Raw genomic sequence first — 22,817 nt, 5'->3', positions numbered from 1 at the left:
CACACTTTCTGTCCTGCCGGGCCTGTGTAAACTCAATTCAGCGTGTCGCTCGACCTCGCCATCCGTCCCGCGCGCAATCTGCTTGGCGCTCTGCGCCTTCCCGGTGACAAGTCCATTTCTCACCGTTACGCCATCTTGTCCGCGCTGGCCGAGGGCGAATCTCGCCTGGAGAATTTCGCTACTGGCGCCGACTGCGCCTCCACGCTCGCGTGTCTGCGGGCGCTCGGCTGCGAAGTCAAACAGGAGGCAGAGGGGACGCTCACGATCCGCGGCCGGGGCCCGCAACTCTCCCCGCCCCAGGGTCCGCTCGAATGCGGCAACTCCGGCTCCACCATGCGCATGCTGGCCGGCATTCTTGCCGCCCAGCCCTTCAGCAGTGACCTGGTCGGCGACGCCTCGCTCTCCCGCCGTCCCATGGCGCGCGTCATCGAGCCGCTCACCCGGATGGGCGCTGCCATCGCCGCCTCCGGCGGCGCCCGCCCGCCGCTGCGCATCTCCGGCGCGCGTCTCCGCGGCATTGATTACGCCCTGCCGGTGCCCAGCGCCCAGGTGAAGACTGCCGTGCTGTTCGCCGGCCTGATGGCCCAGGGCGAGACCTCGGTTTCCGAGCCCGTGCCCACGCGCGACCACGGAGAACTCGCGCTTGAAGCCTTTGGCGCCCGCCTCACTTGCGCTCCCGGACGCATCTCCATCCGCGGCGGGCAGGCCCTGCGCCCGGTCGCCTTCCGCATTCCGGGCGACATCTCCACCGCGGCGTTCTTCCTCTGCGCCGCCGCCCTCTTTCCGGAATCGAACCTGGTGCTCGACGACGTCCTGCTCAACCCCACGCGTTCCGCTCTGCTTGACGTGCTTTCCTCTCTCGGCGCCCGCTTTTCCATGCTCAACGTCGAAGACCGCATGGGCGAACTCGCCGGCACCATCCGCTTGGAGCCGCGACCACTCGGCGGCGCCCGCATCTCCGGCGCCCCAACCGTTGCCCTGATTGATGAGTTGCCCGTACTCGCCGCCATCGCGCCTTATACGGGGCAGGGAATCGAGATTCGGGATGCTGCCGAGCTGCGCGTCAAGGAATCCGATCGCATCGCCGCCGTCGCGCGCAACCTGCGCGCGTTGGGCGCCGAAGTGGAGGAATTTACGGATGGCCTGCGCGTCCCCGGCCGCCAGCCGCTCAAGGGCGGGGAAGTGGACTCCTTCGGCGACCACCGCATCGCCATGGCCTTCGCCGTCGCCGCCCTGCGGGCCCAGGATAAGGTCGTCATCCGCAACGCCGACGCCGCCCAAGTGTCCTTTCCGGAATTCTTCGAAACGCTGGAGCAACTCGTCGAGCGCTGAGGCCGTGGGAATCTACACACACATTGTGGAGGATTGGGTATGACGTCAGAGGATGCCCGCCTGCTTCAGTGCAGCATTAACAACGTTGTGAGGTTGCACTGCACCGATGGCGAAGTCATTGTGGGAAAGATTGATACTGTTGATGTTGAAGATGGAGAGGTGGTGTATGAGATGCTTTCCACCACTGACGAATCGAAATACGAGAAATTCGATCGTCAACCCGCATACTTGATTCGTTTCCAGGAAATCGTGTCAGTCGAGGTTCTGACCGCCTATGGCAAGGGCGAAACGAATCCGCCTCAGTGATTCATTGATTCAATGATCCACTGATTCAATCCAAATTACCAGAATTCCCGATTACCCAATCTCCAATTGTTTCTTCGGCACTTTCACATCGCTCGCCAGCCCCACCGCCGCCATTGCCCGTATGAAATACCAGCCAATATCCACTTCCCACCACTTCCACCCGAAGCGCGCCGAGTTGGTCTGCGAGTGGTGGTTACGGTGCCAGTTCTCGCCCCAGGCCGCCAGTTGCAGCGGTCCCAGCCACCACAGGTTCTTGCTGGAATCGCCCCGGTGCTCGCCCATGTGGGTCAGGCTGTTCACCGCGCACTGCCCGTGCAGCGAGTACACCATGCGCAGCGCGCCCATCCAGAAGAATCCTTCCCAGCCGAAGAAAAGTCCGCACAGCAGCGAGGCCACCACGATGGGCGCTTCCATCCGCGTCCAGAAGCGGTAGATGGGCTTGTTCAGATCCGGCGCCCACTTCTCCAGGCTCTCCGGGGGATTCTGGTACAGCCACCTCAGGTGCGCCCACCAGAATCCGCCATGTTTCGGGCTGGAGATGTCGTCCGGCGTGTCCGAACGCGCGTGATGCCGGCGGTGGAAGGCCACCCAACTGGTCGGATTCCCCGAGCCGTTGAAGATGGTGAAGAAGATCAGCAAGTTCTCCAGCACCGGGTTCAGCTTCACCGTGCGATGCGCCAGCATGCGATGGAAGCACACCGTTGTGCCCAACCCACCCAGCATCGCCGCCCCTAGCGTGATGGCCAGCACCGGCAGGCTGGGAATGGGATAGAGCACCAGCCCCACTAGCGCCAGCACATGGATCAGCACCAGATAGGCGAGGACCAGTTCGCGTCCTTTCGCCGGTTTCCAGAAGGGTTCTTCCCAGGGACGGAGCACAGCCGCGGCAGCTTCACTCATGCGGGGTCAAGGAGTCCTTTTTCAAGCGCTCAGATATGCAAAAGCCCCCGAAGGGCCTGCAAGACCTTACTTGGGTCTGAGCCTCCAGTCCAGCAAAACCTGCGTTTTTGCGTGTAATAGTTTGGTAAGCGAGACCGGCCTCGGCAGCGGCTTGCCCCCGGGGCGCATCTCCTCCCGCCCACTTCGTGTGTTAGATTGGCGATTGTGGGGCGCGTAGCTCAGCCTGGTAGAGCAACGGCCTTTTAAGCCGTGGGTCGAAGGTTCAAATCCTTCCGCGCTCACCATGCCCTCCAGCGATAATCCCTCCACAATCCCTGCACTCACAAAGCAACCCTACCGCAGCCAGGGCAGAGGGTAGCTGCCGGGCGTGTAGAAGTAATTGACCAGGTGGAAGAAGAACGGGGCGGAGAAACAGATGGAGTCGATGCGGTCGAGGATGCCGCCGTGGCCCTCGATGAAGCTGCCGTAGTCCTTCACGCCGCGGTCGCGCTTGATGGCGGACATCACCAGGCCTCCGAAAAAGCCCATCAGGGTGATGGAGAGCGCCATGCCTGCGGCGGCCGGCGGCGAAAACGGCGTCATCCAGTAGAGCGCCGCTCCCACCGCGGTGGCCGTGGCCACTCCGCCCAGGAATCCCTCCCAGGTCTTGCCGGGGCTGACGTGGGGCGCGATCTTGTGCCGGCCCGTGAGCTTTCCCCACACGTACTGCATCACGTCGCTCAACTGCGCCACGACAACCAGGTAGAGCAGCAGCTTGGCGTTCTGGCCTGCGTAGCCGGGAATCTCCAACATCAGCAGGCCGGGAGCGTGGCTCACGCAGAAGACGCAGATCATCAGCCCCCACTGGAGCTTGGCGGCGCGCTCCAGAAAGCGTTCGGTGTCGCCGGCCATGGCGATGCGCGTGGGCACGAACAGGAAGGCGTAAATGGGAATAAGAATCGTGAACAATCCGTACCAGCGGATGCCCACCAGCACGTACTGCAGCGGCGTGAACACGAAGAACGACCAGAACAGCGTGCGATGATCGGCGGGGCGCGTGGGCGTCAGCGTCAGGTATTCGCGCAGCGCCAGAAACGATAACAGCGCGAACAGCACCAGCGACCCGATTCGTCCGGTGGCGAGCGTGAACGCGAAGACCACGCTCATCACCCACCAGGCACGGGTGCGGGCGTTGAGATTGGCGACGGTGTCGCGGCCGGCCTCGGACTTCACCGTGCGCGAAAGCACCCAGCCCAGTAGGCTGGCCAGTACCAGCGCCGCCAGCACGCCGCTGAAGACGAGTTGCAAGTCGCGATCGATGCGCAGGCTCATTGCGGCCTCAGCTTGACCAACGCCTGGCGCGCGCGCTCCAGGAATTCACGCTTGTCTTCGCCCTCGGCAAGTTGCATAGGCGGGCCGAAGGTCACCGAACTCAGCAGCGGCACGGGCAGCACTTCGCCTTTGGGCAGGATGCGGTTCAGGTTCTCCATGTATACGGGCACCAGCTCCAGTCCGGGCATGCGGCGGCACAGATGATACAGGCCGCTGCGGAACGCTCCCACTTGCTCGCCCGAGCCGCGCGTGCCTTCAGGAAAAAGGATGAGAGAGGACTCCTCACCGAGGGCTTCGACCAACCGGTCCATCAGACTGCGCGCGGCGGTCATGCCTTCGCCGGGCGTGGCGCGCGCGAAGTCGCGCTCGATCAGAACGGCGCGGAAGACATCCTGTGCCAGCAGGCGGCGCAGGCGTCCTTTCTCCCAGTAGTCGCGAGCGGCCACCGGACGGGTGCGGGCGCGGACTTCGGGCGGAAGCGACGCCCAGAGCACCACGAAGTCCAGGTGGCTGGTGTGGTTGGCGAAGTAGACGCGCTGGCGCAGGGAAGGCTCGCAGTCCAGCCAGCGAGCGTTGGCGCCGCTGATCAGCCGGGCCAAGCCGGCAAGTACGCTGGCCAGCGGATGGACTTTCACCGCGCTTCCATATCGCGTGCGATGCGTGCCACACGCCGGACCAGGGTGACGATCTCTCCGGCGATGATGACCGCCAGCGCGATGGCAAGGATGCGCGGCGGCCGGGCGAGTGCCGTCTCCGCAATCCCAAGCAGGCACGCGCCGGTCAGGATGGCCATGCGCTGCTGTTTGGCCGCCGGCCCGATGAAGTACTGCGTCACCCCGACGGAGCCTCCGAGCACGCGCACGTAGGCGGTCATCACCGCCAGCAGGGCGGCGGTCCAGCCCAGCTCCGGGCCATACCCGGGCCAGGTGAGCGAGTAGCCGGCGGCCACGAAGATGAGCGCGTCAGCGATGCGGTCTGGGATGTCGTTGTACAGCTCGCCGGTCTTGGTCTTCATGCCGCCTTCGACCGCCACCATGCCGTCCAGCAGGTTGCACAACAGGCGCAGTTGGATGCCTGCGGCGGCGGCGAAGAACAACGCTATGCGCGGCGAGGCTTCGGCATCGCGTCCGCAGTACAGGGCCGCAGCCGCGGCGGCGGCAAACAAGATGCTGAGCAGCGAAATGTGATTGGGCCGGACGCCAGCGCGCGTCAGCCACGACGCCAGCGTCTTGGCCCACGCCGCCTGTCGCGATTTCAGCGGGCGGCGGGCGGCCTTGGGACTGGGCGATTCCATGACGTATGGCCGCGCATTATAGGGCGGAATCGCGAGCGAGCGACGAGATCCCCACGTACGCGCCGAAAAGCACGGCGCGAACGTGGGGCACCGAGGCGCTCCACGGCGAACAACTGCCGAACATTGTCGATTGCATCATTCCAGGTGCACATAGCAATAAGCTCTTAAGAACAAAGGGAGGAAACAAACAAGTTGCTTCTGGGACGCTGTGGATAACTCGGTCTTGTAAAAGAACGCAACCTCACTACCATCAGAGCATCGAGGCGGTACGCGCTCCAAATGCGTTGCCGCCCCGGTTGAGAAAGGGCCAGCTGGTGTGGGGACACAGGGTGCGCGGTGTCCAAGACCGCGCGCTGCCGACCGCTGGCCCTTAAAAGTACCGCATGTACCACCTGCCACGTCAACCACCAGGGGACACCAAGCGTCCCAATCGTGAGCGCGCGTCCTTCTGAGTAAAGGAGGTGCGTGGTGTACCATCTAGCTCCTGCGTCCTTCACGCAGCAAAACGAATGAGAGACCCGCTGGCTCCCGCCACCGACTTCCCGGGCTTGGCTGGCATCACCTATCTCAACTCGGCTTCCATCTCCGTCACCCCCAAGCCGGTGATGGACGAGATGCAAACCTTCGAGCGCCAAATCGCGAGTTCGGGCACGGTCAGCTTCGACGATGCCGCCGAAGCCCGGGTCTATGACGGCGCGCGCGCGTCGGTGGCCCGGCTGCTCCACGCCACACCGGACGACATCGCCATCATGACCAGCGCCACCGAGTGCCTGGGGCAGATCGCCTGGTGGCTGAAGCCGGGAAAAGGGAAGAACGTAGTCTCCGCCGATATCGACTTCCCCAGCGTGACCTATCCCTGGCTGCGAGTGGCGAAAGACAGCGGGTGCGAAGTCCGCCTGGTGAAAGCTCAGGAAAATCCCGAATCGTTCGGTATCGACGCCATCGCGCGCCTGGTGGACAAGAACACGGCCGCCCTCTGCATCAGCCACGTGCAGTACGCCACCGGGCATCGCCTGGACCCGGTGCAACTCGCCGATCTGGCCCACGCCCACGGCGCGCTCCTGGTGCTGGACACCACGCAGTCTTCCGGCGTGATTCCGCTCGAGGTGCGCAAAGCGAAGTTCGACTTCGTGCTGTCCAGCGCCTACAAGTGGCTGTGCGGACCCGGGGGCGCGGCTTTCTGCTACATGCATCCGGACGTCTGGCGCAAGTTCGACCCGCCGTTTGTGGGCTGGCACTCGACCAAAGTGACGTTCGCCTTCGACGCCACCGCCATCGACCTGGCCGAGGCTGCCCGCCGCATGGAGTACGCCACCGTGGCCTACGGCGCCGGCCTGGGCATGGCCGCGGCCATCGATTACCTGTGTGACCTCGGAATCGAGCGCATCGAGCGGCACGACCTCGCGCTGGCGGCCCTGTTGATGGAGGGCGTGGAACGGATGGGGGCGCGCCTGGTGACGCCGCGTGAAGATGCCCAGCGAGCGGGCATCGTCGCCGCGCGTTTCCCGCAGCGGCCCGCTGCCGAGATCGTGGCCGCCCTGCGCGAGCGCGGCATCGTCTGCGCTGCGCGCCTGGGCGCCGTGCGCCTCGCCCCGCACGTGTTCAACGGCGAGGAGGATGTGGCGAGGTGTCTGGAAGAGCTGGCGAGGATTGTCTAAGCACGAATTTCGATCCCTGGATGCCGCAGCGCTTGGGTCTCTGTGTCTTTGTGGCTGCAGGCCTCACCAGATCCTGCACACCTTGTCCGGCGGTTTGACCATGGGATCGCCGGCCTTGCAGGCGAAGGCCTGGCCGAACTCCGGCATGTTCACCACCACGCCGTTGATGCGATACACCCCCGGCGAGTGCGGATTGGTGACCGCGTTGACGCGCTTGTTCTCGTCGCGCTCGTTGTTGCAGTCCCATTGCGCGTAGCCGATGAAGAAGCGCTGTTCGGGCGTGAAGCCGTCGCGGGCTTCGAGTTTCTGGCCCTTGGTCTTCTCCTTCCACGCTTCCCAAGCCAGGATGACGCCCGCCAGGTCGGCGATGTCTTCGCCTGCGGTCAGGTTGCCATTGATCTTGATGTCGTCCACGATCACGTACTGCGAGTACTGATCGATGACGCAGGCCGCCCGCTCGCGGAACTTCTTGTCGTCTTCCTGGGTCCACCAATCCTTCAGGTTGCCTTCGGCGTCGAACTGGCGGCCTTCGTCGTCGAAGCCGTGGATCAGCTCGTGCCCGATGGTGGCGCCGGTGTTGCCGTAGTTGGGCGCGTCATCCATCCTGGGGTCGTAGAGGGGCGGCTGCAGCACGCCCGCGGCGAAGTTGATGTCGTTCATCTGCGGGTTGTAGTAGGCGTTGACCGTGGGCGGCGTCATGAACCATTCGCCGCGGTCGAGGGGCTTCCCGATGCGATCGAGCTGCCGCTTGCTCTCAAAGAGCGTGGCGCGCTCCACGTTGCCGAAATAATCGTCGCGCTCCACGCGCACCGAACTGTAGTCGCGCCACTTGTCCGGATAGCCGATCTTGTTGACCATGGTATGCAGCTTGCGCAGCGCCTGCTGCTTCGTCTCCTCGCTCATCCACGCGAGGTTCTTCAGGCGCGCCGCCATCTGTGTTTGAATGCGCTTCACCATATCCAGCGCGTCCGCCTTGAGCTGCGGACTGAAGGCGCGCTCGACGTACACCTGTCCCAGGGCTTCGCCCAGGTCCTCGTCCACCCGGCGCACACAGGTCTTCCATCGCGGCGGCGGCTGCTCGACCCCGCGCAGATACCGCCGGTAGAAGGCGAAGTTCTCGTCGCGAAACGGCTGGGAGAGCAACTGCGCATGGCTGCGCGCGGCGTGCCAGCGCAGATACGTCTTCCAGTCGTCCAGGCTGCGCGTTTTGAGCTGGCTCTCCAGTTCGGCGACGAACGCCGGGTGTTGCACGTTCAGATCCTTCAATCCGGGAAGGCCCGAGCCCGCGAAGTAAGTCCGCCAGGCGAAGCTGGGTGCGGTTTGTTCCAGCTCTTCGACCTTGAGCTTGTGATAGTTCTTGTACGGGTCGCGGCGCTCCACCCGCGTGAGCGACGCCTTCGCCAGCGCCGTCTCGATGGCCATCACCGTTTCCGCTCCGGCCCTGGCTTTCTCCGGCGAGTCGCCGATCAGCTCGAACATCTTCTGCACGTGCTCGAGGTATTTGTCGCGGATCTCCGGGAACTTGCCGTCATCTTTGACGTAGTAGTCCCGGTCGGGCAATCCGAGTCCGCCCTGGTACACCGCAGCGATGTACTGCGTGGAATCCTTGGCGTCCTGCTCGGAGAAGAAATTGAACATGCCCGCGCCACCGCTCATGTGCTCGCGGGCCAGCACGCCGGCGATCTGCTCTTTCGACGAGATCTTCGCGATGGCGTCCAGCGTGGGCTGGAGCGGCGCCGCGCCCCGCTTGTCGATGGCGCTCTCATCCATGCAAGCGGCGAAGAAATCGCCGATCTGCGTTTCCACTTTCGTGCGCCTGGCATCGGGCCTGGCGGCGTCTTCGAGGATGCCCCACAGGAAGCGGAAGTTGTCGTCGTTCAGCTTGCCGTAGACGCTCCACGCGGCCTGGTCGCCCGGAATGGGATTCTTCTTCTCCCAGCCGCCGCAGGAGAACTTGTAGAAGTCCGCGCACGGGTTCACACTGCGATCCATGGCGGAAAGGTCGAGGCTGGGGATGTAGGGCAGCGCCTTCAGCGGAGTCTCCGCCGGGGCTTCCTTTTTCGGCGCGGAGTCCTGCGCCCACATCGGGGAGGAGCAGAGAAGCAGGGCAACAAAGAGTCGTGCGATTCGCATAGTCGTTCGCCGTTTCAGGATGGGATGGGGGCCGCCAAACACGGTCTGCAAACAAGCATTGTGGCATGAACCTCTGGGAAACCAAAGTCGGGCGAGGAGTGCGCCAAGGCCTGAATCGCAGTCCCGGCGATCGCGTGGTAACAATCACGCAAGGAACCAGACTACGCAATTACCGAATCACTTCCCGCCTTCTCTCTCCTCGGCCGCTTCCTCTTCCGCCTTCCTTGGCCGCAGCAGCGGAAACAGGATGACGTCGCGGATGGACCTGGAATCGGTCAGGAGCATGGTCAGCCGGTCGATGCCGACTCCGTATCCCGCCGACGGTGGCAGCCCGTAGGCGAGCGCGCGGATGTAGTCTTCGTCCATCACGTGAGCTTCCTCGTCGCCCTTGGTGCGCTGCGCCAGTTGCATCTCGAAGCGGCGGCGCTGATCCTCGGGGTCGTTCAATTCGCTGAACGCGTTGCCGCACTCCAGCCGCCCGATGAACACCTCGAAGCGCTCCACCCAGCCGGGCTCATCGCGCTTGACCTTGGAGAGCGGAGAGACCTCGACGGGAAAGTCATAGATGATGGTGGGCTGTACCAGGTGCTCTTCGCACACCGCCGCGAACAGGTCGGCGATGGTCTTGCCCGCCGGAGCATCCGGATCGTACGGCATGTGCGTGTGGACGGCGTTGAAGCGCTTCACCAGCCGGCCGACCGATTCCGCCGCGGCGAAGTCGCTCATCTCGGGCCGCGCGCCCGCCGCTTCCGGCCAGTACTGGATGATGGCCTCGCGCATGGTGAGCCGCTGCCACTTCGCGAAGTCGATCTCTTCGCCGCCGTAGGTGACGCGCGTCGAGCCCTTCGCTTCGCGCGCCACGAACGGAAACATCTCCTCGGTCAGGTCCATGAGGTCGTGGTAATCGGCGTAGGCCTGGTAGAACTCCAACATCGTGAACTCGGGATTGTGTTGCGTCGAGATGCCCTCATTGCGGAAATTGCGGTTGATCTCGTAGACGCGCTCCAGGCCCCCGACCACCAGCCGCTTCAGGTAGAGCTCCGGGGCGATGCGCAGGTACAGGTCGATATCCAGCGCGTTGTGATGGGTGACGAACGGGCGCGCCACGGCGCCGCCCGCGATGGGCTGCATCATGGGCGTTTCCACTTCCACGAAGCCGCGCGCATCGAAGAACTTGCGCAGCGCCTGCACGATCCGGCTGCGCGTCAGGAAGACCTCGCGCACTTCCGGATTCATCACCAGGTCGAGATACCGCCGCCGGTAGCGCAGCTCCACGTCCTGCAGGCCGTGCCACTTCTCCGGTAGCGGCAGCAGGTCTTTTACCAGCAGCGTGACCTCGTCCACGTGCACGGTCAGCTCGCCGGTCCTGGTGCGGAACAGGTAGCCGCGCGCGCCCACCACGTCGCCGATGTCGAGCAACTGGAACAGGGCGAAACCCTTCTCGCCCACCGCGTCCTTCTTCACGTAGATCTGCAGGCGCCGGCCGTCCTGCTGCAGATGCGCGAACGCCGCCTTGCCCATCAGGCGCAGGGCCATGATGCGCCCCGCCACCCGCACTTCGACCCGCGGCTTTTCCAGCTCCTCGGCGGACTTCGCCGTGTACGCCTCCAGGATCTGCGGCACGGTGTGCGTCGGCTCGTAGCGGTACGGATAGGACGGGTAGCCCAGCGCTTCGATCTGCTTCAGCTTCTCGCGCCGCAATTCGTAGATTTTTTCGTCCAGGGACACGGGCCGGTCCGAGCGTCAAAACGCAAAGGACGGATTATAAAGGAAGCGCTCTTGGCTTTCGGCTGCCGGCCTTTGGCTGAATGCTATCCGGACAACACGAAGTGGAACTCACCACCGCACTCACCTCCGGGCGTAGTCGTTCAAATCTCCTTGGCAAGAGCCAAGAGCCAAAAGCCAACCGCCAACCGCCAAAAGCCAAAAGCCCTTCCCACTTCACACATCGCAGATGTAGGATGTTTCCGTCATGCCGCAGAACTACGTTCCCATCTTTCTCTTCATGGTCGTGGCCCTGGCCATCCCCGTGGTCACGCTGCTCATCGCCAAGCTCGTCCGCCCGGATAATCCCACGGAAAAGGGCAAGCTCCTGCCCTACGAGTGCGGCATTGACCCCGTCGGCGACGCCCGCGGCCGCTACTCCGTCCGCTTCTACATCGTGGCCATCCTGTTCGTGGTGTTCGACGTCGAGACCATCTTCCTGTTCCCCTGGGCCGTGCAGTACAAGCTGCTGGGCCTGTTCGGCTTCGTCGAGATGATGATCTTCCTCGGCATCCTGGTCGTGGGCTACATCTGGATCTGGAAGAAGGGCGCCCTGGAATGGGTCTAGGGGAACGGCAGGGCTTTTAGCCGTGCCGTGACGAGCTGGCAACTCTGCTTCCCGTGGCCGTCGCTCGGACGAGTCCGCCCCACGGCGGACGAGGAACGCGCGAGGGTCACGCTCGAGCCGCCCCATCGCCGCCGTATACAATTGACACTATCCGGCCCGGCTGTTACAAAACTCTGTTCCTGTCGTGAGCCAGCCGGTTCGCCTGAGCCACGAATGGCCGACGAGACCAAGCCCACTCCGCCCTCGCCCCAAGGCGCCGAAAAGCCCACGGCGCAACCTGCTGCTGCCGCCGCCGAAAAGCCCGCTCACGCTCCTCCTCCCAAGCCCGCCGGGCCTACCGCCGAGCCCTGGGAATCGGAGAGGGTCGCGCGCCTGAAGCAGCGCTTCGGCTCCGGCATCCAGGAAGCCGTCACCTACCTCAAGCAGAACTACCTGGTCGTGGACCGCTCCATCGCCCACGACGTCCTGCGGCTTCTGCGCGACGACGAGCAGTTCGACTACTGCGTGGACGTGACCGCCGTCCACTACCCCGGGCGCGAGAAACAGTTCGACGTCGTGTGGATCCTCTATTCGTTCGCGCGCAACGAGCGCATGCGCGTGAAGACGCGCATCGCCGACGGCGAAACCGCGCCCTCCGCCGTCGCCCTCTGGCCGACCTGTAACTGGCTGGAGCGCGAGTGCTACGACATGTTCGGCATCCGCTTCGAGGGCCATCCTGACATGCGCCGCATCCTGCTGCCCGACGACTGGAAGGGCCACCCGCTGCGCAAGGACTACGGCATCATTCAACAGGATCAGGAGTGGGTGCAGATCAACCTGGGGATCAAGAGCGGCCAATGAGCGACGTCACCACCAAATTCCCCAGTTGGGACCTGCGCGACGCCGACCAGACCCACCTCGACGCCAACGAGATCATCCTCAACATGGGGCCGCAGCACCCTTCCACGCACGGCGTGCTGCGCGTCATCCTCAAGCTCGATGGCGAGCGCGTCCTGGGCACCGAATGCGTCATCGGCTACCTGCACCGCGGCGTGGAAAAGATCGCCGAGAACCGCACCTACGCCATGTTCAATCCCTACGTGGACCGCATGGATTACGTGGCTGCGGTCTCCAACGGCCTGGGTTACTGCGAAGCGGTCGAGAAGCTGATGAACGTGGAAGCGCCGCCCCGCGCCCGCTACATCCGCACCATCCTCACCGAGCTCAACCGCCTGGCCAGCCACATGCTCTGGCTGGGCACGCACGCCCTCGATATTGGCGCCATCACGCCGCTGTTCTACACCTTCCGCGACCGCGAAGAGATCCTGAAGATCTTCGAGAAGTATTGCGGCGCGCGCCTCACCACCCACGCCTTCCGCATCGGCGGCTGCCTGTACGAAACCTACGACGGCTTCGAGGACGACGTGCGCAGGTTCTGCGACTTCGTTACTCCCAAGATCGACGAATACGAAACGCTGCTCACCACGAACCGCATCTGGCTGGAGAGAACCAAAGGCGTCGGCGTCATCTCCGCCGAGGACTGCAAGGCCTTTGGCGTCACCGGGCCGGTGCTGCGCGCCTCCGGCGTGAAGTGGGACTTGCGCAAGGCCCAGCCCTACGCCGCCTACTCTGAAATGGACTTCGAGATCCCCACCGGCCAGAACGGCGACACCTACGACCGGTACCTCGTCCGCATCGCGGAGATGCGCCAATCGGTGCGCATCTGCCGTCAGGCGGTGGAGCGGATTCCCGACGGCCCCATCATGGCCAAGATCCCCAAGGTGCTGAAGCCGCCCGTGGGCGAGATCTACCATTCCATCGAGGCTCCCAAGGGCGAGCTGGGCTACTTCATCGTGAGCGACGGTTCCACGCAGCCCTACCGTGTGCGCGTGCGGCCGCCCTCGTTCGTCAACCTGCAGGCCCTGGGCAAGATGGTCGAAGGCTCCATGGTCGCCGACGTCGTCGCCGTCATCGGCACCATCGACATTGTGCTGGGCGAGGTGGACCGGTAACGGATTTGGTGATTTCGTAATTTGGTAATTGGGTAAATTCGCGATGGCTGAAATGGTCGAGTTCAAGGATCCACGCGAGGAACTCAGGCGCAGAACCAAGGGCTTCGCGCTGCGCTTGATCCGGCTCTATCGAGCTCTTCCGCGAAGCACGGAAGCCCAGGTGCTGGGCAAGCAAGTATTGCGAAGTGGGACCTCAGTGGGTGCAAACTACCGCGCCGCTTGCCGGGCTCGCTCGCGGGCCGAGTTCATTTCCAGGATGAGAATTGTGGCGGAGGAAGCTGACGGTTTTCTGGCTGGAGTTGATGATCGAAGCGGACATCGTGCCTGCGAAAAGGCTGGCCAGTCTTCTGAAAGAGCTCGCGAGTTGACCGCCATCTTCAGCACTTCCGCTCAAACCGCGCGTCGGAGATAGAAAGAGTGAAGCAGTCAATTTCCAAATTACCAAATTACGCAATTACCAAATTGGATTGATGGCTGACCTACGCAACTACATTCTCGGCTACCTCGACCAGAACGTCACTCCTGGCGAGGCCGGCAACGTCCTCTGGGCGCTCATCTACATCCTGCTCATCTTCCTGGGCGTGTCCATCGCCGTCATCGCCATGAACTGGCTGGAGCGCAAGATCCTGGCCCACATGCAGGTGCGCCTCGGCCCGATGCGCGTCGGCCCGCACGGATTGCTGCAGCCCATCGCCGACGCCCTCAAGCTCCTGATCAAGGAAGACATCATGCCCGAGGGCGCTGACCGCGTAGTCTTCTGGCTTGCGCCGGTCACCGTGGTCATCACCGCCTTCACCGTCTACATCGTCATCCCCTTCGGGCCCACGCACGCTGTCACCGACATGAATATCGCCCTGCTGTTCATGCTGGGCGTGTCGTCGCTCGGCACCCTGGGCGTCATCATGGCCGGCTGGGCCTCCAACTCGCACTACCCGCTGCTCGGCTCGCTGCGCTCCAGCGCCCAGATGGTCTCCTACGAGGTCGCCATGGGCTTGAGCGTGGTTTCCGCCATCATCATGAGCAGCATGGCGACAGGCACCGGAACGCTGAGCATGATCGGCATCGTGCGCGCCCAGGAAGCTCAAGGCGTCTGGTTCCTGTTCAAGTTCTTCCCGCTCGGCCTTATCAGCTTCTTCGTTTTTTGCGTAGCCATGGTGGCCGAAACCAACCGCGCCCCCTTCGATTTGCCGGAGGCCGAGTCCGAACTGGTTGCCGGCTTCCACACCGAGTACAGCGGATTCCGCTGGTCGCTGTTCTTCCTGGCCGAGTACGCGGCCATGATCGCAGTGTCGTCGGTCGCAGTGACGCTGTGGCTGGGCGGCTGGCTGCGTCCTTTCTCCGGCACGCTCACCGGCCCGGCCTGGGACCTGGTGTTCTCGCTCTTCCCGGCGCTGACCTTCTTCGCGCTCGCGGCCATGGCCTTCGTGGGCACCATCCGCATGCCCAGGCACCCGCTGTTCCGCCTGCAGACGTTGGGCCTCGCCGGCTTCGCCGCGCTGCTGGCCCTGATCGGCGCGCTCCTGCTCCTGCCCCCTGTTCGCGACCGCGTGCAGGACATATACTGGTTTTCGCTGAAGGTCGCGTTCTTCATGTACCTCTACATTTGGTATCGGGGGACGTTTCCGCGGTACCGGTTCGATCAACTGATGAAAGTGGGATGGAAGGTGATGATTCCGCTGAGCCTGGCGGCGCTGATCGGGACGGCGCTGGTGGGGATCGCGCCGGAACTGGCGGCCCGGGTGGGACGGTGAAGCGATGGACGTAAAGCGGCTGGCGCGGAAGATCTTTCTGGTGGACCTGCTGCAGGGGCTGGCGCTGACGTTCCGCTACCAGCACCCGAAAGAGGTGTACACGGAGCAGTATCCGCTGGAGCGGCCGCAGGTGGCGGAGCGCTACCGGGGCGCGCCGCGGCTGAACGTGAACCCGGAGACGGACGAGACGCTGTGCATCGCCTGCGACCTGTGCGCGCTGGCGTGTCCGGAGCACCTGATCGTGGTCACCAGCGAGCGTAACGAGAAGACGCGACGCAAGGAACTGACCACCTTCACCTACGACCTGAGCCGCTGCATGTTCTGCGGATTGTGCGAGGACGCCTGCCCGACCGACGCGCTGGAACTGACGCAGGACTTCGAGCTGGCCAACTACACCCGCGAAGGCGCCATCTGGGACCGGCAGGCGCTGGAGCAGGGACCGCAACCGACGGTGTACAGGAAGTGAGCGCAGAGCCCACCCGATGACGCCCGTCGCCACGACCTTCTTCTTCTACTTTCTGGCCGGACTTGCCGTGGTGAGCGCCATCCTGGTGGTGACGCAGCGTAACGCCGTGCATTCGGCCATCTCGCTGATCTTCACGCTGCTTTCGCTCGCCGGTCTTTACATGATGCTCTACGCGCCCTTCGTGGCCGGCGTGCAGATCATCCTGTACGTGGGCGGCATCATGGTGCTGTTCCTGTTCGTCATCATGCTGGTGAGCCTGGAAAAAGCGCAGAAAGAAGAACAGTTCAACCGCATGTGGCCGGTGGGGCTGGTGGCCACGGCGCTGCTGGGGGCGCTGCTGCTGTTCGTCTATCTCAAGGACCGGGCGGCCTTCGCCGCGCCCATGACGCAACTCCCGGAAGGGCAGAACACGCAACAGATCGGCCTGATGCTGTACGGGCAGTACCTGCTGCCGTTCGAGATCGCCTCTGTGCTGCTGCTGGTGGCGATTGTGGGGGCGGTGGTGATGGCCAAGAAGCGGATCTAGCCATCGGGCGATTGGTGAAGTGCGAAGTATGAACTGTGAACTGAAGAACCGTGAAGCGCCGGCTACGGTGACTGGGCAACCGGGTACCGGCGACTGACAACTGACATGGGTGAGATCGGCACAGTGCACTATGTGATCGTGGCGGCGATCCTGTTCGCCATCGGCACCATCGGGGTGCTGACGCGGCGGAACGTGGTGATCGTGCTGATGTCCATCGAACTGATCCTGAACGCGGTGAACCTGAACCTGGTGGCGTTCTCGCGCATGTACGGGCTGGAAGGCCAGGTGTTCTCCATCTTCGTAGTGGCGGACGCGGCGGCGGAAGCGGCCGTCGGCCTGGGCATCCTGATCGCATTCTTCCGCAATAAAGAGACGGTCAATGCGGATGAGATCGACTTGTTGAAATGGTGAACGGCGAGAGGTAACAAGCAATAAGCAATAAGCGATAAGCAGTAAGCGAAAAGCTAAAAGCCAAAAGCTAAAAGCCAAAAAGCTAAAAGCCAAAAAGCCAAGAGCCCAAAAGCGTGTTTTTCCTAGACAACATCTGGCTGATACCGCTGCTGCCGGCGTCAGGGGCAGCGACGATGTTCTTCTTCGGGCGGAGGATTTCGAACCGCGCGGTGAGCATCGTGTGCGTGGGCTCGGTGGTGCTGGCCTTCGCGCTGGCATGCGGAGCGGTGTGGCAGTACATGGATTACGCACACGCGCAGCCGGGCAAGCCGTTCGAGAAGGTCCTGTTCACGTGGCTGGGAACGGGCACGGGCGAACTGGCGTACGTGGGCGCGGGCAACCACGTAGCGCACTTCCGGGCCGATGCGGGCTTCCTGCTCGATCCGCTTTCGAGCATATGGCTGCTGTTCGTCACCGGCGTGGGCATGCTCATCCACATCTACTCCATCGGGTACATGGGGCATGAAGGCGGGTATTACCGCTTCTTCGGTTACCTGAATCTGTTCATGTTCTCCATGCTGACGCTGGTGCTGGGGAACAACTACGCGCTGATGTTCGTGGGCTGGGAAGGCGTGGGCCTGTGCTCCTACCTGCTGATCGGTTTCTACTTCGACCGGAAGTCGGCCACCGACGCGGCCAATAAAGCGTTCATCGTGAACCGAGTGGGCGATGCGGCGTTCCTGCTGGGGATGTTCACCATCGCCTGGTACTTCGGGTCGCTGCAGTACACGCGCGTGAACGAGATCGTGCACGAAGGGGCGAAGAGCGGGGCGTTCCTGGCGGGCGATCCCATCATCACCATGGCCACGCTGCTGCTGTTTGTGGGAGCGTGCGGCAAGAGCGCGCAGTTGCCGCTCTACACCTGGCTGCCGGACGCGATGGAGGGCCCGACACCGGTCTCGGCGCTGATCCATGCGGCCACCATGGTGACGGCGGGTGTCTACATGGTGGCGCGCTCAAACGCGCTCTTCCAACTGGCGCCGGCGTCGATGACGGCGGTGGCGGTGGTGGGAGCGCTCACAGCCATCTTCGCGGCCACCATCGGGCTAGTGCAGAACGACATCAAGCGGGTGCTGGCGTATTCGACGGTCTCGCAACTGGGCTACATGTTCCTGGCGCTGGGCGTGGGCGCCTTCGCGGCGGGCGTGTTCCACGTGTTCACGCATGCCTTCTTCAAGGCGCTGCTGTTTCTGGGGGCGGGGTCAGTGATCCACGCGCTTTCCGGCGAACAGGACCTGCGCAACATGGGAGGGTTGGCGGACAAGACTCCCACGACCTACAAGACCATGCTGGTGGCGACGCTGGCAATTGCCGGCATCCCGCCGCTGGCGGGCTTCTTCTCGAAGGACGAGATCCTGTGGCAGGTGTGGGCGGCGCATCAGCCGGTGCTGTGGGGCCTGGGTTTTGTTACCGCCATCCTGACGGCGTTCTACATGTTCCGGCTCTTCTACCTGACGTTCTGGAGCCCGGCACGGATGTCGCACGAGGTGGAGCATCATGCGCATGAGTCTCCAGCTTCCATGACCATGCCGCTAGTGGTGCTGGCAGCGGGGGCGGCTCTGGCGGGATTCCTGGGCGTGCCGGCGGCGTTGGGAGGCAGCAATCGCTTCGAGCATTTCCTCGAGCCGGTGTTCGAGCGCGTGGGCAAGGCGGCGGAAGCGGGGCATGGCACGGCGCATGATCCCATGGAGTACGTGCTGATGATCGCGTCCGTAGCGGCGGCGGGCGTGGGCTGGTTCCTGGCCAGGCGTTTCTACTCGGGAGCGGAGAAGGACTACGCCGAGCCGATGGCGCAGGCTGCGCCGCCCGTGTATCAGGCGCTCTTCAACAAGTACTGGGTGGATGAGCTGTATGACATGCTGTTCACGGGCCGCCGGAAGCTGGGGCCGGTGCGTCTGGGCGCGCTGGGCGTGGGGGAAGCCACGCGCCGGTTCGATGAGCTGGGAATCGACGGAGCAGTGAACGCCACCGGGTGGCTGACGCGAGCCTCGGCAGTGGTTTCGATGTGGTGGGACAAGTGGATCATTGATGGATTGCTTGTGAACGCGCCGGCTTACGCGATGAAGCCGCTGTCGTATTTCACGCGCCTGGTGCAGTGGGGCCTGGTGCAGTGGTACGCGCTGGTGATGGTGGCGGGGCTGACGGGGATGATTCTGTACTACGTGAGGCGGTGAAGGGATTGCAGAATTGCGGAAGTGCCGAATTGCGGAATTGGAGTGTGGAGCGAGCGGCAGTAGAGGGTAGAGGGGCTCCTCGCTTCGCTCGGAACGACAAACAAGGGCGCAACCGGCAACTGGGAACTGACCTATGACTGAGGGCTGGGTTTACAACCACATACTTTCGATCATCCTGTTCACGCCGCTGGCGGGGGCGCTGGTGGTGCTGCTGGTGCCCAAAGAGAACGAGAAGGCGATCAAGGTGCTGGCCAACCTGTTCGCCTTCGCGGGGTTCCTGGTGTCGCTGCCGCTGGTGCCGTGGTTCTGGGCGGTGCGGGGCGTGGCCGGGTTCCAGTTCGTCGAGGGACGCGCGGCGAGCGCCGACTTTGCCGGCAACTGGATTCCCTCGATTGGCGCGAGCTACGTGATTGGGATCGACGGCATCTCGTTCCTGCTGGTGATGCTGACCACGCTGCTGGGCTTCCTTTCCATCCTGTCGTCGTGGTCGGCGATCACGGAGCGGGTGAAGGAATACTACGTCTGGTTCCTGGTGCTGCAGACGGGGATGCTGGGCGTGTTCGTGGCGCTGGATTTCTTCCTGTTCTACGTGTTCTGGGAAGTGATGCTGGTACCCATGTACCTGCTGATCGGCATCTGGGGCGGGCCGCGAAAGCTTTACGCCGCCATCAAGTTCTTCCTGTACACGCTGGTGGGATCGGTGCTGATGCTGCTGGGCATCCTGTACCTATACTTCCACCACTACCAGGTGGCGGGCTTCTACACCTTCGGGATCGAGGCCTTGTACCGCACGGCGCCGCAGATTCAGGGGCAGGCGGCACTGTTCCTGTTCCTGGGCTTCTTCGTGGCCTTCGCCATCAAGGTGCCGATGTTCCCGTTCCACACCTGGCTGCCGGACGCGCACGTGGAAGCGCCCACGGCGGGCTCGGTGATCCTGGCGGGCGTGTTGCTGAAGATGGGGACGTATGGCCTGGTGCGGTTCTCGCTGCCCATGTTCCCTGCGGTGTCAATGGATGAGAAGGTGCGGGCGTGGATGATCGGGCTCTCCATCGTGGCCATCATCTACGGGGCGCTGGTGAGCCTGATGCAGAAGGACATGAAGAAGCTAGTGGCCTACTCGTCCGTGAGCCACCTGGGCTTCTGCACGCTGGGGATCTTTGCCGTGAACCCGCTGGGACTGAGCGGGAGCGTGCTGCAGCAGATCAACCATGGGATTTCGACGGGAGCGCTGTTTTTGATCGTGGGCGTGCTGTACGAACGGAGGCACACGCGGGAGATCGCCGAGTACGGCGGCATCTCGCACGTGATGCCGTGGTACGCCACCATCACGCTGATCATGTTCATGTCGTCGCTGGGGCTGCCGCTGCTGAACGGGTTCATCGGCGAGTTCACCATCCTGCAGGGCGCTTACATGGAGAGCAAGGCGTGGGCGGCGTGGGCGGTGTGGGGCGTAGTGCTGGCCGCGGCCTACCTGCTGTGGCTTTACCAGCGCGTGTTCTTCGGGCCGGTGAACAATCCCAAGAACAAGGAGCTGGCGGACCTGAACCTGCGCGAGATCGTGACCTTTGCGCCGCTGGTGCTGCTGGCATTCTGGATCGGGATCTATCCCAAGCCGTTCTTCGAGATCCTGGCGCCGCCGGTGAACAACATCGTGAAGGTGGTGCGGCCGGAGTATCCGCTGAAGCCGGCGGTGGTGGCGGGAACCCCAGTACCCAGTAGCCAGTACCCAGTTGCCAGTATGCCGCGAGCAGAGCGGGAGTCCCAAACAGAAGCACGGCCGGCGGTTGCCGAGGGGATAGGGATTCCTCGACTCGGCCTCGGTCGCTCCGCTTCCTCGGGCTCGCTCGGAATGACAAACAAGAAAAAGGCGATCGCGGCGCTCGCTCGGGATGACAGGCGAACCGAGGGAGCGCGCTAGTGTCGCCGGTTTCCCAATTCTTCAGCAGTGCGGATTACGCGCTGGCGCTGCCCATGCTGCTGCTGACGCTGTTCGGCTGCGGCATCCTGCTGATCGACCTGCTGCTGCCCAAGGAGTGGAAGATCGCCAACGCGTTCACGGCGGTGATCGGGCTGCTGTTCGCGACGGTGGCGGTGTACAAGGTACACGCCGCTTACCGGCTGGCGGAGCTGCAAGGCGGAGTGGCGCTGGACATCAGCGGATTCGGCGGCATGGTGCTGTTCGACCGCTTCGCCATCTACTTCTTTTATCTCGTGCTGGCGGGCGCGCTGATCACCATCCTGATGTCGGTGCGCTACCTGGAAGTGGAGCGCGAGCATCACGGGGAATATTACGCGCTGATGCTGTTTGCCGTGGTGGGCATGATGGGCATGGCCTGCGGCTATGACATCGTGCTGCTGTTCATCAGCCTGGAGACCATGGCGATTTCGACCTACGTGCTGGTGGGCTTTCTGCGCAGCGACCGCCGGTCGAACGAGGCGGCGCTGAAGTACCTGCTGCTGGGAGCGTTCTCCTCGGGCATCTTCGCCTACGGGCTCTCGCTGCTGTACGGGCTGGCGGGCAGCACCAACCTGGGGCAGATCGCGTTCCGGCTGGGACAGCACATCGAGCAGCAGCCGAACGATCCGGTGGCCATCCTGGCGATGGTGACCACCCTCGCGGGCCTGTTCTTCAAGATCGCGGCGGTGCCGTTCCACCAGTGGGCGCCGGACGCGTACGAAGGTGCGCCGACCACCATCACCGGATTCATGTCGGTGGCGGTGAAGGCGGCGTCGTGGGCGCTGCTGCTGCGCCTGGTGCTCTACGGCATGGACGCGCTGCGTCCGCTGTATCTGCCGGTGCTGGTGTTCGTGGCCATCGCCACCATGACGGGCGGGAACCTGGCGGCGCTGACGCAGACCAACCTGAAACGCCTGCTGGCGTACTCTTCCATCGCGCACGTGGGCTATATGCTGCTGGGGCTGGTGGCGGGAGACGCCAACAATCCGAGCCCCACCGGCATCAAGGGCATCCTGCTGTACCTGCTGGTCTACACCTTCATGAACCTGGGAGCCTTCGCGGTGATCACCGCGCTGCGGCGGCAGAACATCATCGGCGACGAAGTGGACGACATCGCCGGACTGTACTTCAAAGCGCCTACGTCGGCGGTGCTGATGTTCATCTTCCTGCTGTCGCTCACCGGGATCCCGCCGCTGGCCGGGTTCTATGGGAAGTACTTCATCTTCCTGTCGCTGCTGGAGACGGGCAGCGCCGACCGCCCGCTGAACTTCTACCTGGCAGCACTGGCGGTGTTCTACGTGGCGGTGTCGCTGTATTACTACCTGCGGATCGCCAATGCCATGTTCATGCGCGAGGCGGTGGACGCCGAGCCAGTACGACTGGCGCCGGGCGTAGGGCTGACGCTGGCCATCACCGGCGCGGCGACGGTCGGCATCGGACTGTTCCCGGACTTCTTCATCCGCGCCGCCGAGTGGTCGCTGCGCACGGGAGGAGGAGCGGCGATGATGGGATGGCTGCGGTAGGGGCACGACGTTTTCTCTCAGAGTCCGCGGTCATGGATGAAACCCGCCCACCTCCGGACCAGAAGTCGAATGAAAAGAAGAAGAACATGTGGGTACAACTGGCGCGCTACAGCCAGCTCGGCTTCGTCCTGCCTACCGCGACCGTGGTGGGCTGGCTGCTGGGAGCGGCGCTCGATCGCTGGCTGGGGACGAAGTGGCTGTATTTGGTGGGGCTGTTGCTGGGGATCGCGGCGGGATTCATCGAGCTGATACGGACCGTGAGCACGCCGGATGACCGAAGGTGAGGGAGTGGCAACGGAGCAGCCGTCGGCCGATGCCTTCTATGCAGCGGCGTATCCGCGGATTGTGCGCTTCATGCTGGTGCTGGCGGTCGTGTTCGTACCGCTCGGCTGGCTGTGGAAGGGCACAGCGTTCGCTTTAGGGCTGGCCGCGGGATGCGCCATCGCGCTGGTGAATTTCCATTGGCTGAAGCGCACGGTGAGCGCCGTGGCCGACCGCATTACCGGGTCGGGAAGAGCGGAGCCGGCGCGGGGCGTGGTGCTGCGCTTCCTGCTGCGCTACGTCCTGTTGGCCGTGGGCGCGTATGTTATAGTGAAAAGTTCGGCGCCCAGCGTTTACGGTCTTCTGGCGGGGTTGTTCCTGCCGGTGGGCGCGATCGCGTGCGAGGCCGCTTATGAAGCCTGGGTGGCGCTGCGCCGCGGAATCTGAGGCGA

At 63.7% G+C, this 22,817-nt stretch carries 21 protein-coding genes and 1 tRNA gene; 16 read left to right on the top strand and 6 right to left on the bottom strand.

Annotation, left to right across the window (positions count from 1 at the left end; all coding sequences use genetic code 11):
- Positions 1–42 precede the first annotated feature (42 nt).
- Complete coding sequence (aroA, locus tag VNK82_08390; protein ID HXE90964.1) at positions 43–1,332, top strand: 3-phosphoshikimate 1-carboxyvinyltransferase; 1,290 nt, start codon at positions 43–45, stop codon at positions 1,330–1,332.
- A 39-nt stretch (positions 1,333–1,371) separates the two neighbouring features.
- The gene (locus tag VNK82_08385; protein HXE90963.1) at positions 1,372–1,638 is read left to right on the top strand and encodes a hypothetical protein; all 267 of its coding nucleotides are present in this window, start codon (positions 1,372–1,374) and stop codon (positions 1,636–1,638) included.
- Positions 1,639–1,689: 51 nt separating this feature from the next.
- Here VNK82_08385 and VNK82_08380 read toward each other — a convergent pair whose 3' ends face one another.
- Complete coding sequence (locus tag VNK82_08380; protein ID HXE90962.1) at positions 1,690–2,538, bottom strand: fatty acid desaturase; 849 nt, start codon at positions 2,536–2,538, stop codon at positions 1,690–1,692.
- Between the two features lie 207 nt (positions 2,539–2,745).
- On the opposite strand from VNK82_08380, the gene VNK82_08375 reads away from it, so the two are divergent.
- Positions 2,746–2,822 (top strand) — tRNA-Lys (locus VNK82_08375).
- Between the two features lie 49 nt (positions 2,823–2,871).
- Here VNK82_08375 and VNK82_08370 read toward each other — a convergent pair.
- The 3 genes from VNK82_08370 to VNK82_08360 are packed head-to-tail and all read right to left on the bottom strand — an operon-like array spanning position 2,872 to position 5,143.
- The gene (locus VNK82_08370; protein HXE90961.1) at positions 2,872–3,849 is read right to left on the bottom strand and encodes a phosphatidate cytidylyltransferase; all 978 of its coding nucleotides are present in this window, start codon (positions 3,847–3,849) and stop codon (positions 2,872–2,874) included.
- Positions 3,846–4,484, bottom strand: a complete 639-nt coding sequence (locus tag VNK82_08365; GenBank protein HXE90960.1) for a lysophospholipid acyltransferase family protein — start codon at positions 4,482–4,484, stop codon at positions 3,846–3,848. Before VNK82_08365 ends, VNK82_08370 begins: the two co-directional genes overlap by 4 nt.
- Positions 4,481–5,143, bottom strand: a complete 663-nt coding sequence (locus VNK82_08360) for a CDP-alcohol phosphatidyltransferase family protein (protein ID HXE90959.1) — start codon at positions 5,141–5,143, stop codon at positions 4,481–4,483. Before VNK82_08360 ends, VNK82_08365 begins: the two co-directional genes overlap by 4 nt.
- Positions 5,144–5,652: 509 nt before the next feature.
- Here VNK82_08360 and VNK82_08355 point away from each other — a divergent pair.
- Positions 5,653–6,801: an aminotransferase class V-fold PLP-dependent enzyme gene (locus VNK82_08355; protein ID HXE90958.1), complete on the top strand. Its 1,149-nt coding sequence runs from the start codon at positions 5,653–5,655 to the stop codon at positions 6,799–6,801.
- A gap of 63 nt (positions 6,802–6,864) precedes the next feature.
- Here the strand turns inward: VNK82_08355 and VNK82_08350 are convergent, their stop codons facing one another.
- Together VNK82_08350 and lysS are read right to left on the bottom strand one after the other, a co-directional pair.
- Positions 6,865–8,934, bottom strand: coding sequence for a M13 family metallopeptidase (locus tag VNK82_08350; protein HXE90957.1), 2,070 nt, complete (start codon positions 8,932–8,934; stop codon positions 6,865–6,867).
- A gap of 177 nt (positions 8,935–9,111) precedes the next feature.
- The gene (lysS, locus tag VNK82_08345) at positions 9,112–10,662 is read right to left on the bottom strand and encodes a lysine--tRNA ligase (GenBank protein HXE90956.1); all 1,551 of its coding nucleotides are present in this window, start codon (positions 10,660–10,662) and stop codon (positions 9,112–9,114) included.
- A 244-nt stretch (positions 10,663–10,906) separates the two neighbouring features.
- Here lysS and ndhC point away from each other — a divergent pair, with 244 nt between their 5' ends.
- The 12 genes from ndhC (at position 10,907) to VNK82_08285 (ending at position 22,812) form a co-directional block, all read left to right on the top strand.
- The gene (gene ndhC, locus VNK82_08340) at positions 10,907–11,266 is read left to right on the top strand and encodes an NADH-quinone oxidoreductase subunit A (GenBank protein ID HXE90955.1); all 360 of its coding nucleotides are present in this window, start codon (positions 10,907–10,909) and stop codon (positions 11,264–11,266) included.
- Positions 11,267–11,479: 213 nt separating this feature from the next.
- Entirely contained in the window at positions 11,480–12,106 is a 627-nt protein-coding gene (locus VNK82_08335; GenBank protein ID HXE90954.1) for an NADH-quinone oxidoreductase subunit C, read from the top strand.
- Complete coding sequence (locus tag VNK82_08330) at positions 12,103–13,257, top strand: NADH-quinone oxidoreductase subunit D (GenBank protein ID HXE90953.1); 1,155 nt, start codon at positions 12,103–12,105, stop codon at positions 13,255–13,257. The genes VNK82_08335 and VNK82_08330 overlap by 4 nt, the downstream gene beginning before the upstream one ends.
- A 470-nt stretch (positions 13,258–13,727) precedes the next feature.
- Positions 13,728–15,008, top strand: coding sequence for a complex I subunit 1 family protein (locus tag VNK82_08325; protein HXE90952.1), 1,281 nt, complete (start codon positions 13,728–13,730; stop codon positions 15,006–15,008).
- A 4-nt stretch (positions 15,009–15,012) separates the two neighbouring features.
- Positions 15,013–15,474, top strand: coding sequence for an NADH-quinone oxidoreductase subunit I (locus tag VNK82_08320; protein HXE90951.1), 462 nt, complete (start codon positions 15,013–15,015; stop codon positions 15,472–15,474).
- A 16-nt stretch (positions 15,475–15,490) separates the two neighbouring features.
- Positions 15,491–16,000: an NADH-quinone oxidoreductase subunit J gene (locus VNK82_08315; GenBank protein ID HXE90950.1), complete on the top strand. Its 510-nt coding sequence runs from the start codon at positions 15,491–15,493 to the stop codon at positions 15,998–16,000.
- A 105-nt stretch (positions 16,001–16,105) separates the two neighbouring features.
- On the top strand, positions 16,106–16,411 hold the full coding sequence (gene nuoK / locus VNK82_08310; GenBank protein HXE90949.1) for an NADH-quinone oxidoreductase subunit NuoK: 306 nt from the start codon (positions 16,106–16,108) through the stop codon (positions 16,409–16,411).
- Between the two features lie 113 nt (positions 16,412–16,524).
- The gene (gene nuoL, locus VNK82_08305) at positions 16,525–18,624 is read left to right on the top strand and encodes an NADH-quinone oxidoreductase subunit L (GenBank protein HXE90948.1); all 2,100 of its coding nucleotides are present in this window, start codon (positions 16,525–16,527) and stop codon (positions 18,622–18,624) included.
- 133 nt (positions 18,625–18,757) lie between these two features.
- Positions 18,758–20,542: an NADH-quinone oxidoreductase subunit M gene (locus VNK82_08300; GenBank protein HXE90947.1), complete on the top strand. Its 1,785-nt coding sequence runs from the start codon at positions 18,758–18,760 to the stop codon at positions 20,540–20,542.
- Positions 20,542–22,104 (top strand): NADH-quinone oxidoreductase subunit N, encoded by a 1,563-nt coding sequence (locus tag VNK82_08295; protein ID HXE90946.1) that lies wholly within the window; start codon positions 20,542–20,544, stop codon positions 22,102–22,104. Before VNK82_08300 ends, VNK82_08295 begins: the two co-directional genes overlap by 1 nt.
- 32 nt (positions 22,105–22,136) lie before the next feature.
- Positions 22,137–22,388, top strand: coding sequence for an AtpZ/AtpI family protein (locus tag VNK82_08290; GenBank protein HXE90945.1), 252 nt, complete (start codon positions 22,137–22,139; stop codon positions 22,386–22,388).
- A gap of 4 nt (positions 22,389–22,392) precedes the next feature.
- A complete protein-coding gene (locus tag VNK82_08285; protein HXE90944.1) occupies positions 22,393–22,812 on the top strand; it encodes an ATP synthase subunit I in 420 nt (139 codons plus the stop codon).
- The last annotated feature ends 5 nt before the right edge of the window (positions 22,813–22,817 follow it).

This window comes from Terriglobales bacterium (assembly GCA_035573675.1).
Taxonomy (GTDB): domain Bacteria; phylum Acidobacteriota; class Terriglobia; order Terriglobales; family Acidobacteriaceae; genus DATMAB01.
Note: the sequence above shows the minus strand (reverse complement) of the source record. Positions and strands in the feature narration are given on the sequence as shown.

Coding starts and splice junctions, on each gene's coding strand:
- VNK82_08355 (HXE90958.1), top strand. CDS start 5,653: ATGAGAGACCCGCTGGCTCCCGCCACCGACTTCCCGGGCTTGGCTGGC.
- VNK82_08385 (HXE90963.1), top strand. CDS start 1,372: ATGACGTCAGAGGATGCCCGCCTGCTTCAGTGCAGCATTAACAACGTT.
- VNK82_08315 (HXE90950.1), top strand. CDS start 15,491: ATGACGCCCGTCGCCACGACCTTCTTCTTCTACTTTCTGGCCGGACTT.
- nuoK (HXE90949.1), top strand. CDS start 16,106: ATGGGTGAGATCGGCACAGTGCACTATGTGATCGTGGCGGCGATCCTG.
- VNK82_08290 (HXE90945.1), top strand. CDS start 22,137: ATGGATGAAACCCGCCCACCTCCGGACCAGAAGTCGAATGAAAAGAAG.
- VNK82_08335 (HXE90954.1), top strand. CDS start 11,480: ATGGCCGACGAGACCAAGCCCACTCCGCCCTCGCCCCAAGGCGCCGAA.
- VNK82_08320 (HXE90951.1), top strand. CDS start 15,013: ATGGACGTAAAGCGGCTGGCGCGGAAGATCTTTCTGGTGGACCTGCTG.
- VNK82_08325 (HXE90952.1), top strand. CDS start 13,728: ATGGCTGACCTACGCAACTACATTCTCGGCTACCTCGACCAGAACGTC.
- VNK82_08330 (HXE90953.1), top strand. CDS start 12,103: ATGAGCGACGTCACCACCAAATTCCCCAGTTGGGACCTGCGCGACGCC.
- ndhC (HXE90955.1), top strand. CDS start 10,907: ATGCCGCAGAACTACGTTCCCATCTTTCTCTTCATGGTCGTGGCCCTG.
- VNK82_08370 (HXE90961.1), bottom strand. CDS start 3,849: ATGAGCCTGCGCATCGATCGCGACTTGCAACTCGTCTTCAGCGGCGTG.
- VNK82_08360 (HXE90959.1), bottom strand. CDS start 5,143: ATGGAATCGCCCAGTCCCAAGGCCGCCCGCCGCCCGCTGAAATCGCGA.
- VNK82_08350 (HXE90957.1), bottom strand. CDS start 8,934: ATGCGAATCGCACGACTCTTTGTTGCCCTGCTTCTCTGCTCCTCCCCG.
- VNK82_08300 (HXE90947.1), top strand. CDS start 18,758: ATGACTGAGGGCTGGGTTTACAACCACATACTTTCGATCATCCTGTTC.
- VNK82_08380 (HXE90962.1), bottom strand. CDS start 2,538: ATGAGTGAAGCTGCCGCGGCTGTGCTCCGTCCCTGGGAAGAACCCTTC.